Genomic DNA, 11,971 nt, shown 5'->3' with positions numbered 1-11,971 from the left:
TTGTCGGGCCGGGCATAAGCCACCTCAATCTTCAGCATTGGACACTCCCCGAGTAGATATCGTCTGCACGACGACAAAATGCATCCACCATGGTTGTGGCCGCTTGGTTGAAAACAGGCCCAAACGTCATTCGTGATAGCGTGCCTGAGAACTCAAACTCAAGTGTCAGAATAACCTTACAGGCATTATCATCCAGCGCCTTGAAGTGCCAGCGCCCTGTAAGATTGCGAAACGGCCCGTCTACCAGGCTCATTTCAATAGCTTCTGGCATCTGAAGCTGGTTGCGGGTGGTAAGCGTGTGGCGCACCCCGCCCTTGGCAATTTCAAGCGACGCCATAATCTGTTCTGGGCCCTGCTGGTGAACCTCGGCACCCGCACACCACGGGAGAAACTCGGGATATCGGGCAATGTCGTTAACCAAGTGGAACATGCGCTCGGCGGAGTGCATAACCAGGGCTGTTTTATCAATCTGATGGGGCATTGGAACCGGTTGTCCTGCATACAAACACACGTTAAGAACGATTGCAGACTCAGGAGGTACACACATAGCTGCAATCAGACGCTATGATAAAGGATATCGTCGTCTTTAGGGGCATTTTCAGGGGTCGATTGCTGTTCGTTAAGCTCGCTCGAAGGCCCCTGCTCTGCCGGCAACAGCTCTCTTGCCTTCGCGCCCCCCGCGCCCTGGGAGGTTTCACGTTCTTCGCGAGAAACCGGGCCCGGTGCAGGCTCGCACCAGAATGCCTTACCGCCGTTGTCGCACAGGTTTAATAATGAAGCTGCCGTGTAATGAACCCCGATATAGGCGACAACCAGAGGCAGCACCAGGCGCATAACCCAAAACCAAATAGCACTAAAGAGCCTGGGTGCCGACCCAACCATGGTTTGCGAGAGGTTGCGCGTGAGACACCAACCCGTAAAGAACGCTATCAGGACGGCCATCAGGGGAATCATCACCCCCCCGGTTATCAGCTCCAACCACCGAAACACCGTTGCGCCACCCAGCTGAAATTCGGCCCAAACATTAAACGAAAACAAGGAAGCCAACCCTGCAAGCCATACCGCCAGGCCCACCAGAACAACCGTGAGCCCTCTGGGCGCCCCGATCCACTCACGAAACCATCCCACCACAGGCTCCAGCAGCGCCAGCGCGGTTGCCCAGACAATCATGACCACCAAGAGAAAGACGGCAGCAATAAAAAACTGGCTAGCAGGAAGTTCTGCAAGGGTAAGCGGGAGCGAAACAAACAACAGGCCAAACCCATGCTGGCCAGCAAACATATCGCTTTCCGTCGCCATGGAAGAAATCATCAGCCCGGCCAGAATCGCGACCAGCGTGTCCATCAGCACAACCGCAAGGATGGATCGTTTAAGCTGCGTGTCCGGTGTGGTGTATGCACCCAGAACAGCCCACACACCCATACCTAACCCCAATGTATAGAATGCATGAAACAGGGCTGCGCTCAGGCTTTGCCAAGAGAGATCCTGCGGGTGCATCTCCAGCATTTGGCTGATAGCGCCGTCGATTCTACCGTACCCAACAGCAAGCCCAAACAGTGCCAACAAGAGCACCAGCGTGCCTGGCACAACAATTCTGAACGCTCGCTCCAGTCCGCCAACCACGCCCTGCCCAGACACCCACAAAACCATAGCCAAAAAGAAAGCATGCCAGCCCATAAATACGCGAAATTCTCGTGGGTCGGAAACCAATCCTGCAAGAATTTCAGTTGCTTCCGCCTGACCCGCTCCAGAAAACCGGCCCATTGCACCAAAAAACACGTAGGCCAGCGCAATGGCCCCGAAAACGGCGGTAAACGACAGCACCAGAAAAGCACCCAATATACTGAGCCGGCCAACAGCCATCCACGCTCTCGAACGTTTTGCACTACGAATCAGGCCGTCCATTGCCAACACAACCCCATGGCGGGCATAACGACCAACGGCAGCCTCAGTAACCATTAAGGGCAAAGTCACCAATAGCAAACAGCCGAGATAAAGCAGAATAAACAGCCCGCCACCGTGCTGGCTCGCCAAATAGGGGAACTGCCATAGGTTAGCCAAACCCACTGTTGCGCCTACTGCGGCCCAGAAGAAGGTTGATTTACGGGTAAAAGACCCGATAGGTGTCTGGTACGGCGTCGGCATTTTCGCCCCTGAAAAGTGTCGAGGCCGATATTGTAGCCGAAGGACTCCTTTACGCACGAGCCAGCCGCGCCTTTGAAGGCCATTTCGTGACCACTCTGGCACTCCTGAGCTACAATGCCCCTTTTGCCGACCTGCACCCGGTCGGCCCGTTCATTCGTCCGAACCCGGATAATTGATTCATGAGCAAGAAAAAACCTGGTACGCCGAGCAGTACCATCGCCCTGAACAAAAAGGCGAAACACGAATACCATATTGAAGAACGCTTTGAGGCGGGGATTGCCCTGCTTGGCTGGGAAGTAAAATCGCTTCGGGCTGGCAAGGCTCAGATAACCGACGCCTATGTATTATTGAAAGGTGGCGAGGCGTTTCTACTGGGCGGGCATTTTCAGCCCCTTACCGAAGCATCCACCCACGTTATTGCCGACCCTACCCGCACGCGAAAGCTGCTATTGCACGCCAAAGAACTGGCCAAGCTAATCGTGGAAACGAGTCAGGCGGGCCAAACCTGCGTGCCCATGGCACTGTACTGGAAGGGCAACAAAGTAAAGTGTGAAATTGCACTGGTAAAAGGCAAGAAGCTATTCGACAAACGTGCAACCGAGAAAGAGCGCGACTGGGATCGCCAGAAGCAGCGCATTCTGCGGGACAACACCGCCTGATCTTTAGTTCCGGTGCACTAAACGGGGAGAGCTTATGTCAGTCAAACGGACTCTGATGACGGCGGTTGACCGCTCCTGGTTGCGGATGGACACCCCACGTAATCCGATGATGATCTCGGCGGTGCTGGTATTCGATAAACCGATCGCCATCAGCCGTCTGAAGCACATCCTCAATGAGCGGTTTTTGCGTTTTCAGAGATTCCGACAGTGCATTATTGATGAGGGCGACAAGGTTTACTGGCAAGACGATCCACTTTTTGATCTTGACAACCACCTGCACCGAGTCGCACTCCCGGGAACGGCCTGCAAAGCGGAACTCCAGACATTGACCAGTGACTTAAACAGCACCTCGCTGGGCCTGCGCCACCCCCTTTGGCAAATCCACTACATCGACAATTACCAAGGCGGCTGCGCACTTGTGATTCGCATCCATCATTGCATTGCCGATGGCATATCACTGGTAAGGGTTCTCCTTTCCCTCACCGACAAGACACCTGAACCCGACGAACAACAGACACCTTCAGTCAGGCCTTGGAAGCAGCCCGCGCGCTCACCTATACCCCGGTTCCTGCACCGCGCCCTTGATACCACCGAAGCAGCGACGCATCAGGCCCGACTGTTCATGCAGTCCGTTCGGGAAGAACCAAACTACCCCCTGAAACTTGCCAGCACCGCCAGCGGCATTGCGACAGACCTTCTCAAACTCGGGCTCTCATCCTTTGAGCCAGACACCTGCCTGAAGAACACGCTTTCGGGGCGCAAACAGGTTGCCTGGGCGGAACCGCTGGACCTGGCAGAAGTAAAAGCCTGCGCCAAAGCACTAGGCGGCACCATCAATGATGTATTGCTGAGTGCCGCGGCCGGCGCGCTCCATAAGCACTTTAAAGCGAGCAAAGAGGCTATCCCGGATTGCGGCATCCGTGTCGCAGTACCGTTCAACCTGCGACCGCTTAACCAGCCCATCGAAACACTGGGAAACCAGTTCGGCTTAGTGTTGGTATGCCTGCCTGTGGAAATTGCTGATCCCGTTATGTGCTTCCGCCAGGTTCAGGAAAACATGACCCGGCTCAAGCAGTCCTATCAAGCGCAGGTTACTTACAGCTTGCTGGATCTATTCGGGCGCGGCCCGGATGTTTTGGAGCGGCGCGCGTTGGACCTGCTTAGCAGCAAGGCTTCGGCGGTACTCACCAACGTACCCGGGCCAAAGGAACCGGTATACCTGGCTGGTAGCAAACTGTTGCAGCCCATGTTCTGGGTGCCACAAAGCGGCAGCATCGGCATTGGCATGAGTATTTTCAGCTACGCCGGCACAGTGCAGTTCGGCATTACCGTAGACAAAGCCATTCATGCCGACCCGAATGTCGTGATGGACTACTTCCGCGAAAGCTTTAAAGCGCTGAGCCACGCGGCACAAGCCGGCTTATAGGCCGGCTTGTGCAAAACAGCAACAAAGAGACCTTGAAGTTGGGCTAGACACCCACATATACTGTGAGCAAGGGGACGACATGGCTTCGACGCTGGTGGCGAACCCTTGGGTGCATGTCGAGATGGCAGCCAATCTCGTTAATCCAAAGCTGCAATGCAATAGTCGCAAACGACGAAAACTACTCACTAGCAGCGTAAGCTGCTAGTCGTCCTGACTGGGTCGCCCGTAGCCCAGAGCTACATTTCAGGACGTCATCGCTTACGGGATGCTCCGTTATCCAGAGTTCACTGTCTAACGGCTAAGATTTAAAGAACTCGCCTCTTGCACCCTGGCCTTCGGGTCGCTTGAGGTTAAATCAATAGAAGGACATAAACATGTAGATCTCAAGGCATAGTGCTGGCGGACGCGGGTTCAATTCCCGCCGTCTCCACCAACCAAGAGTTTCAGGAGGTCCAGCGAGATCCACTGAAACGCCCCAAAGCCCCGTAAACGGGGCTTTTTTATGCCTGTCACATCCATATTGATCCATTGGCATCCACGCTCACTTGTGGGTAACATTGTGGGTAACACAGCTTTTTCAGACCTCGTTACCCACAAACTGGACAGTCATGGCCCGCCCACGCGATAAACTCACCGCTACTGAAGTCAAAAATGCCAAAGGTTCCGAGAAGATACGGAAGCTGGCAGATGGTGGCGGCCTGACACTGGTTATCAAGGGTGAGTCCAAATATTGGTGGTTTAGGTATCGTTTTGCGGGTAACGAGAAGACGTTATCGCTTGGCGGTTACCCACAAGTCTCTCTCGCAGCTGCGCGCCAGGCCCGTGATGAGGCCAGGGCATTACTCCAGCAGAACACCGACCCCAGCGCTCACCGACAGCGGGAGTCCACACAGCGGGCATCCGACGGCGAGAATACCTTTCGCACGCTCTGTGAGGATTGGTACAAGCAGAAGCACTTCGTTGAAGTGACGGAGGCGCATGCAGTTCGGAACTGGAGAAGGCTGGAGATCTACACCTTTCCGCTGCTGGCCAGGCGCCCTATCCGCTCCATTCAGCCTGCAGATGTCCTGCAAGTTTTAGATGCCATTGTCAAAAAAGGCAACACAGAGACCGCTCACAGGGTCAAAACCCTCATCAGTCTGGTGTTCCGGTATGCAGTTGCAACATCGCGGGTGGACTCTGACGTTACCCGCGATCTGACCGGTTACTTACCCAACACACAAGTGAAACACCAGCATGCGCTGGTTCGCCCCGATGAGGTCTCACAGCTGCTGAAAGACATTCATGCCTACCAAGGCCACTTTGCTACGTCAGCCGCCTTGAGGCTTTCTCCATTGTTGTTTACACGTCCGGGAGATACTCGGCAGATGCTCTGGGAGCAGATCGATTTTGATAAAGCACAGTGGGAGCTCCCTACCACCAAAAACGGCGCACCTTTGATAGTGCCACTATCAGACCAAGCAATCGCCATACTGCGCGCCGTAGAGCCAGTCACCATGCACAGGAGCCCCTATGTGTTCCCAAATGCCAGGGATGCAAAACGGCCCATGAGCAACGTGGCAATCAAGGCTGCACTGGACCGGATGGGATACGGTGGGAGGATGACGGCTCACGGTTTCAGAGCTCTGGCACGGACGCTGCTCCAGGAAGAGCTCAAATACCCCGTGCACCTGATTGAGATGCAGCTAGGGCACCGCGTTGCCGATATGCATGGAAGGGCATACAACCGAACAGAGTTTCTAGATGATCGCCGGTTGATGATGCAAGTCTGGGCGAACTATCTGGATACGCTCCGTGAAAGCTAAACACATCGTTCCACTACAAAGAGTCTCCGAACCCGCTAAAAATACCGAGATCCGATGCAATTGCAGCCCTTTTAGCCTCTTTTCTCTGCCGGATGATCCCTTCTACCGCCCCGCGACGCTCAGACATTAGATCGATCAGAATCGACAAGAATTCGCCATCCTTAAGGTTGTGTTCTGACGCTAACTTTCGAATCTTACTCTTCGTTTCTGGGTCTACAACTATCGTGTTTTTGGATTGCGACGCCTTCTTCTGTCTATTTACTCGCTGATTCCATGCATTCCTTGCTTTGGCAAAATACTCTTCTCCGTGCAGACGCACTCCATTAATTGGCATAGGGAAGGTCGACCCTCCATAACTGTCACCGTCAGCACAAAGCATCCATTCAACCAGGCCAGCAAGCTGACCCCGACTCAACTCTCCCAAATAGAGGTCGAGAGAGCCACCAGGGACGGCCTGATTCCACAAGTACTTCACTGCCCATTTGCACTGAAATTCATCCGCACTTTCCACCCACTGCGACACCTTAACCGGATCTGCAGACGAAGCCTCTCCCATTCCTGAAAACGTAGACCCGTGCCAGCTCATTCTTCCTCCCCTTTAGCCATGCCATCCAAAACTAGATGTAAATACTAATTGATTTAAAAAGCCAGAAAATAGGTAGCTCGCTATTACGGCTGCATATTACGTCACTTCAACATAGCTTAAACTAATACAAAACCATGTAAAAATTTGTTTAAAACACGTTAATTACTAACTAAAAACTAAGTTACTACGATTTTTAAACATGATGAAAACGTAATTTTGACGTTTTTATATAAACTTTAGTCTTACTTTTCATAGGTACATTAATACGCTACCATTTATTTATTCGGCTTTTTCATAGGTATTTTAATGCTTACATCGGCATCTCTCCGCTGCGCCCTGTCAGGGATTCCCTATTTGAAAGCCGATGAAAAGCTTTTTTTTTATCCTACTCCTCTTCGCATCCGAAAGTGCAATTCATGCTGGAAGCTTTGCATTGATAAAAGAAAACGGTCTTCATCTCGCGAAACGTTTCAGATTCACTAAGGAAGCCGCTTTTCGGGCATTGCATAAGCTCATGGATCAGGAGCTGCTAAGTGAAATCGCTGAACAAGGCCCAAAAGGTCGACCAAGAAAACTGAGGAAAATAGGCTCGGTGGGTTGGGAGAAAGGGAAGGGCGAAAGGAGCCCTTTCCAACCCCGGCTTCTAAAACAAAGTCTTAAACTAATCAGCAACAGACTCAAGAAGCCAAGACTCGTTGAGCAGGCTGGAATGAACAACACCCTATTCATGCTGCTGTTGGTGCTGCTCACCAGGGCCGATCGTTCGGGGGTGGTTGCGACATCCAGCCAAGCGGACCTCAGCAAGTATGCCGGAATCCCAAGATCGCAGGTTCAGAGGAGAATTAATCAGTTGCAAGAGCTCGGGGTCATTGCCGAAACCATTCCGGGTCTTGTCGAGGGCGCCATTCTTGGAAAGCCGAGCTCTGTCTATTTTCTTGACCTCAACCACCCTGTCCTAAGAGACACTGGCATTCGAACGGAGCAAATTTCGATTCGTGGCAAAGGCTGCACCTCAACTGAGATCAATCAAGTAGCAATGAAACTCGGCCATCCCGGGCGGAATGATCGACTCGCATCCGCTGCACAACATGCCGCCACGCCCCCTGGCATGAAGAGAACTCGAATAAGTCCGGGGTCCTGGGAGCAGAATGCGCCGGCCTTCCTTAAGCGCCCTGCCGCGAAACTGTATACCCAGTGTGTAATCGAGCGTTATGCAGCGAAATTGCTCAGCAATCCAATCTCAATCCTTTCTGAGTCAGTGTGGAGGAATGCGCAGGACCACGCCACGGAGGACTTCGTGCACGAGCTGGGCGGAGGACGCCATACCACTGTGACAAAGAGCCATGAACAAAGACGCATGTTCTATAGCCTGTGCGCTGACCTGGAAGAACTGTCTCACCAGCTTGCATCGCTGTGCTTGAGAATGGGCAAGCTACCCAAGCGGGCAAGTACTCTGAACACACCAAATACCACCTATCGGATATTACCCTCTGGCACCGGCAAGCGTTCAGAAATCAGGCTTGAGCGAATCACCCTACAAATGTGACCTCTGCACTCCAAACCCAACTTCGCAGTTCACTCGGCCATCAATACATCCGAGACCTTCTTCACGAAAGGCAAGCAAGAACGGTGATAGCTCTCTATAGATCATTCCTTACAGGCCCGACAGATCTTCTGGGACAACAAGCAATCCAGGAGAACAAAGCATGCGCATCCTCAGACTCAAAGACGTAATCGAAAAAACCGGCCTAGCCCGTTCGACTATATATAAATACTTGGCCGCAGGCACCTTCCCAAAGCCCATCCCCCTTGGTGGGCGCTCAGTCGGCTGGGTGGACTCAGAAGTTCACGATTGGATATTGGACGCCGTCCAGGAACGAGACTACCAGCGGAGCTTGACCAGTCGTGCAGCCCACCGCGGCTAACTCCCTGCTTTATATATAACTAATAGACAACTTCTCTACATCCAAAGCTCTTCTAATCACAACGATTATATAGCCAGATCTCCCAGCAAACCTTAGCGAATAGCCGCCAAACGGGGCTTCAACCGCTGTCTATTCAAATAAACGATCCCCTATCAACCAGGCACCGCCACAAGGAGGCCATGTCCATGAACTCACTATGGAATGGATACGGAAACGTAACAGATCGCCAAGAGCTCAAATCTATGGCAAATGAAAAAGCTGATCACTTTCTTTCCTGCGCCAGCACTATGCACGATGGATTGCGAATTCAAAAATGCGCAATGCAACTACGAGTCTACCCTGATCGCGCCTACGGAACGTTCACAGACACTTGGTACTGCAAACACCGCCACTGCCCAATTTGCCAGTGGAGAAAGCGTTTGAAATGGCGCAGCCGAATGCACCAATTGCTAGATTCGACACCGGAAGCGCTTTCAGGTAAGTGGGTGGCCCTAACACTTACCCTTCGAAATTGTCATGTGAGTGACCTCAAGGATACTATCAACGAAATGAATGGCGCATTCCGTCGACTAAGCAACAGAGCGTTCTGGAAAGCAAATGTCCTAGGTGGCATCAAATTCGTCGAGATCGACCAAGGCGCTTCTGATTTCCAGTCGGCCCACCCTCACTTTCATTGCCTTATCCAGGTTCGGCCATCGATGCACCAGGGGAACAACTACGTCACAGAGGAGAGATGGGCCGAGGAGTGGCAAGGTTGCTTGAAAGCACATTTTATCCCCCGAGTTCGTGCGAGAAGGCTGACCGGCAAGGACGACGAACTCCGCCATAAAATCCTCAAATGTGTCAGTTACCCCATGAAGCCCCGCTTGCATGCGCCCCACAGAGGCTGGTTCCTCTCCATGGCGGAACAGATCAAAGATGTAAACCTGATTCAACCGTTCGGGCAAATACGTGGCTGGTTTTCTGATCTGAAACATCAGGAGGATTGTGAGTTAAAGCGACATAGAAACGACGTCCGACTGGAGCAAAAACCAACAACCTTCCAGTGGGAGGCATTTCAAGGATCTTACCAAAAGGATTAAGTCGTTACGCTGGCCCCTATGTGCAAATAGCAGTTCATAGACACCCATAGACACCAAACACGGGGGTTAGCAAGACCACTCCAACAATTCTTGCCAAACAGCATCATAGCCAGCCCCCTCGTAATCCGCCTCCAAAAGTGAGAACCCATGAGTAATCTAGACCAACCGCCAACAGCTGCGGAAGTAGCGGCGTATTTCCAAGGAAATGAACAGACGGACTACCAAGCAAGAATGATTCGTGAGTGCGGGCAGAGGTTGAAGACTTATCCTTTTGAGCGTGTTGTAGCCAATCCATACTTGCTCGCCTGTCATCACCGATTCTGCCCAGATTGCCAGCGAAGACGAGCCGGAAACTGGGCATCTGCATTGCGGGCTGTTATTGACGAAGAGTCCAGGCCGGCTTCAAAGACCGATCTACGGCTTGGCCCTCATTGGGCCGCCATCAAATTACCAGGAGTGCCATGCGATACATCAGAACTCGCAAATCAGCTTGGCATCCTGAGGCTGGAAGTAAATCAAACAACAGGCCAGGAGGCCCACGTCACACCAACATTCACATGCCTAGTAAACCTCACTCCGAACCTGTTCAACGCACAGACCCAAGGAAAGTTGGTTCAACGAGTAAGGCATGACTGGATTAAGCCTACAAACCTGGGGAACTGGCCCGGAGTACATTCATGCTTGATACCGACAGCCACAAAGCGGGATCGGGATATTTTGCAACGAAAGGTCTCAAGAATAATCGAAACTTGCCTCCCCTACCTTGACCCCACCACCTTTCTAGACATCGTTGAGCAAATGAAAGGTGTGAAAACAGTGGTAATGCATAGATCACAGAGGACGCTATTCAAGCCCTCGCAAACCTCCCAGGCCGATGACCTCCGTTATGAGCGAGAGTATTCGGTGTCAAGGATTGGTGAAGATCTACCGGAATCCACGAGCGGAAACCGAGGCCTTGAGCTGCTGCCATGGAGTTTGAAGGCGCAACTCAAGGCGCGGTAACGTCAATCTCCACTAATTCTGGGCCTCAGAAATAACTAGATTCCTGCAGCTGCGTGATTACATCAAATGCAAGCAGCTCATCTCTATCGAAGGCAGTATCGAGCATTTCAGTATGCCGTGGATGCGAGTAGGCGCCATGTAAACACGCTAGCTCCTGAACAAATGGGTCATTACTGGTCATTAAATCTGCGCCAGACGTCCACTCAGAAAAATCATTGATTGGAGTCCGATGCCCTTCAATATCATTGAGGCTCAGGCCATTGATCACCAGCATAGCAGCACCTTGGCTCTGCACTTCATCTAACCGATCAGTGTCACAACTGATTTGAGTTTCCCCAGTCCGGAGCACCTGAGCTGCTGCGTTGACCGCGTTCGTGCCCAGACTCAAAACCTCCGTTACGTCCTTTGTGGCAATTGCTTTGCTAACCCGGGCGATAAGAAATAACTCGGGATGCTCTACCAGGTTCCCCGCCATTTCTAACAGCTGTTTATCAGGAAGAAGGTAAATCAGTCTGCCTGCGAAATAGCGAAGCTTGGGAATTGCTCGTTTCCGCTCGAAGCCACTCACAGGCATTTTCTCCAAATGGCGCTTAAGTGCCTCGCTATACTCCTTTCTCGCCCACAAAGCTTGGCGCACCAGAGATGCCACAGAAATCTTCTCAATCTGCCTCCTTGCCCAACGATATCGACTAGCCCAGTCGTATGTCCGCTCGATAAAAGAAGACTCTGCAACAGCACTTTCATAATCCAGTAGCGGGAGGCTAATTCCATTGGCTGAAAAGGCCCGATGAAGCTCATCTTTTAGGCTTGGTTTATAAAGGAGCAGCTTTTTAATATTCGAAACGAGCTCCATCCAAAGGCGGCTGTCTGAATTAGTGAAATCGTTCTCGCCTTCCAACCAAGTGGTGGCTGAAACCCTGAAGTCTTTATCTCCGGTGTGAAGTTCGAGCTCAAGCTCATCCATCAACTCAGAGAGTCGACGCCTACCATCCGCGGTTCTGCCCCTCGTGCCAGCTATTACAACGTCATCCACGTAACGCCAGTAATGGCCAGGAAACTCCGATTCCATCTTTTCGTCGACATCATCCATCACCAAGTTCGCGATTAAATGGCTGAAGGCAGGCCCAGTTAAGATTCCCTGACCACCGGAATGGGCTGCAATCATGCCGTGGTCACAGATTATCTTTTCACCCAATTCAATCCAGCTGTGCTCAAGTCCTGCGACCTCGGCGCGTTTCTTCCAACCTGCGATGCTCTGGTTACCGTTATTGAGGGATAGAACTTCTTGATATCCGTGTACAAAAGGAAGTCGACATCCGCACCATGACTGGCTGCAGCGAT

Annotated in this window: 11 protein-coding genes and 1 other RNA gene; 8 read left to right on the top strand and 4 right to left on the bottom strand. The window is 52.1% G+C overall.

Going from position 1 to position 11,971, the window contains the following annotated elements; translation table 11 throughout:
* Positions 1-31: 31 nt before the first annotated feature.
* Together BCA33_RS13390 and BCA33_RS13385 are read right to left on the bottom strand one after the other, a co-directional pair.
* Positions 32-481 carry a type II toxin-antitoxin system RatA family toxin gene (locus BCA33_RS13390; protein WP_071266591.1) on the bottom strand — a complete coding sequence of 150 codons (450 nt, stop codon included), beginning with the start codon at positions 479-481 and terminating at the stop codon, positions 32-34.
* Positions 482-555: 74 nt separating this feature from the next.
* Positions 556-2,145: a sodium-dependent transporter gene (locus BCA33_RS13385; RefSeq protein ID WP_071266589.1), complete on the bottom strand. Its 1,590-nt coding sequence runs from the start codon at positions 2,143-2,145 to the stop codon at positions 556-558.
* Here BCA33_RS13385 and BCA33_RS20845 point away from each other — a divergent pair.
* The 5 genes from BCA33_RS20845 to BCA33_RS13365 all read left to right on the top strand — a co-directional run bounded on the left by BCA33_RS20845 (position 2,124) and on the right by BCA33_RS13365 (position 6,035).
* Entirely contained in the window at positions 2,124-2,321 is a 198-nt protein-coding gene (locus BCA33_RS20845) for a hypothetical protein (RefSeq protein ID WP_217632671.1), read from the top strand. The two genes, BCA33_RS13385 and BCA33_RS20845, sit on opposite strands and share 22 nt — an antisense overlap.
* Before the next feature lie 3 nt (positions 2,322-2,324).
* Positions 2,325-2,804, top strand: coding sequence for an SsrA-binding protein SmpB (gene smpB / locus BCA33_RS13380; RefSeq protein ID WP_071266588.1), 480 nt, complete (start codon positions 2,325-2,327; stop codon positions 2,802-2,804).
* 34 nt (positions 2,805-2,838) lie between these two features.
* Complete coding sequence (locus tag BCA33_RS13375; protein ID WP_071266586.1) at positions 2,839-4,230, top strand: wax ester/triacylglycerol synthase family O-acyltransferase; 1,392 nt, start codon at positions 2,839-2,841, stop codon at positions 4,228-4,230.
* A 70-nt stretch (positions 4,231-4,300) separates the two neighbouring features.
* Positions 4,301-4,663: a transfer-messenger RNA gene (ssrA, locus tag BCA33_RS13370) on the top strand.
* A gap of 175 nt (positions 4,664-4,838) precedes the next feature.
* Entirely contained in the window at positions 4,839-6,035 is a 1,197-nt protein-coding gene (locus BCA33_RS13365; protein WP_071266584.1) for an integrase arm-type DNA-binding domain-containing protein, read from the top strand.
* 13 nt (positions 6,036-6,048) lie between these two features.
* Here the strand turns inward: BCA33_RS13365 and BCA33_RS13360 are convergent, their stop codons facing one another.
* Positions 6,049-6,621 carry a hypothetical protein gene (locus BCA33_RS13360; RefSeq protein ID WP_139173004.1) on the bottom strand — a complete coding sequence of 191 codons (573 nt, stop codon included), beginning with the start codon at positions 6,619-6,621 and terminating at the stop codon, positions 6,049-6,051.
* A 364-nt stretch (positions 6,622-6,985) separates the two neighbouring features.
* Here BCA33_RS13360 and BCA33_RS13355 point away from each other — a divergent pair, with 364 nt between their 5' ends.
* From BCA33_RS13355 to BCA33_RS13345, 3 genes are all read left to right on the top strand, one after another.
* A complete protein-coding gene (locus tag BCA33_RS13355) occupies positions 6,986-8,167 on the top strand; it encodes a helix-turn-helix domain-containing protein (RefSeq protein ID WP_071266580.1) in 1,182 nt (393 codons plus the stop codon).
* A gap of 160 nt (positions 8,168-8,327) precedes the next feature.
* Positions 8,328-8,546: an AlpA family transcriptional regulator gene (locus tag BCA33_RS13350; protein WP_071266578.1), complete on the top strand. Its 219-nt coding sequence runs from the start codon at positions 8,328-8,330 to the stop codon at positions 8,544-8,546.
* Positions 8,547-8,788: 242 nt separating this feature from the next.
* Complete coding sequence (locus BCA33_RS13345; protein WP_175469789.1) at positions 8,789-9,628, top strand: protein rep; 840 nt, start codon at positions 8,789-8,791, stop codon at positions 9,626-9,628.
* 1,027 nt (positions 9,629-10,655) lie between these two features.
* Here BCA33_RS13345 and BCA33_RS20520 read toward each other — a convergent pair.
* Positions 10,656-11,971 (bottom strand): hypothetical protein (locus tag BCA33_RS20520; RefSeq protein ID WP_071266572.1); only part of this gene is annotated, 1,316 nt, incomplete at its 5' end.

The sequence above is a fragment of the Marinobacter sp. AC-23 genome, assembly GCF_001858325.1.
Lineage (GTDB): Bacteria > Pseudomonadota > Gammaproteobacteria > Pseudomonadales > Oleiphilaceae > Marinobacter.
Note: the sequence above shows the minus strand (reverse complement) of the source record. Positions and strands in the feature narration are given on the sequence as shown.

Coding starts and splice junctions, on each gene's coding strand:
- BCA33_RS13390 (WP_071266591.1), bottom strand. CDS start 481: ATGCCCCATCAGATTGATAAAACAGCCCTGGTTATGCACTCCGCCGAG.
- BCA33_RS13385 (WP_071266589.1), bottom strand. CDS start 2,145: ATGCCGACGCCGTACCAGACACCTATCGGGTCTTTTACCCGTAAATCA.
- smpB (WP_071266588.1), top strand. CDS start 2,325: ATGAGCAAGAAAAAACCTGGTACGCCGAGCAGTACCATCGCCCTGAAC.
- BCA33_RS13375 (WP_071266586.1), top strand. CDS start 2,839: ATGTCAGTCAAACGGACTCTGATGACGGCGGTTGACCGCTCCTGGTTG.
- BCA33_RS13365 (WP_071266584.1), top strand. CDS start 4,839: ATGGCCCGCCCACGCGATAAACTCACCGCTACTGAAGTCAAAAATGCC.
- BCA33_RS13360 (WP_139173004.1), bottom strand. CDS start 6,621: ATGAGCTGGCACGGGTCTACGTTTTCAGGAATGGGAGAGGCTTCGTCT.
- BCA33_RS13355 (WP_071266580.1), top strand. CDS start 6,986: ATGAAAAGCTTTTTTTTTATCCTACTCCTCTTCGCATCCGAAAGTGCA.
- BCA33_RS13350 (WP_071266578.1), top strand. CDS start 8,328: ATGCGCATCCTCAGACTCAAAGACGTAATCGAAAAAACCGGCCTAGCC.
- BCA33_RS13345 (WP_175469789.1), top strand. CDS start 8,789: ATGGCAAATGAAAAAGCTGATCACTTTCTTTCCTGCGCCAGCACTATG.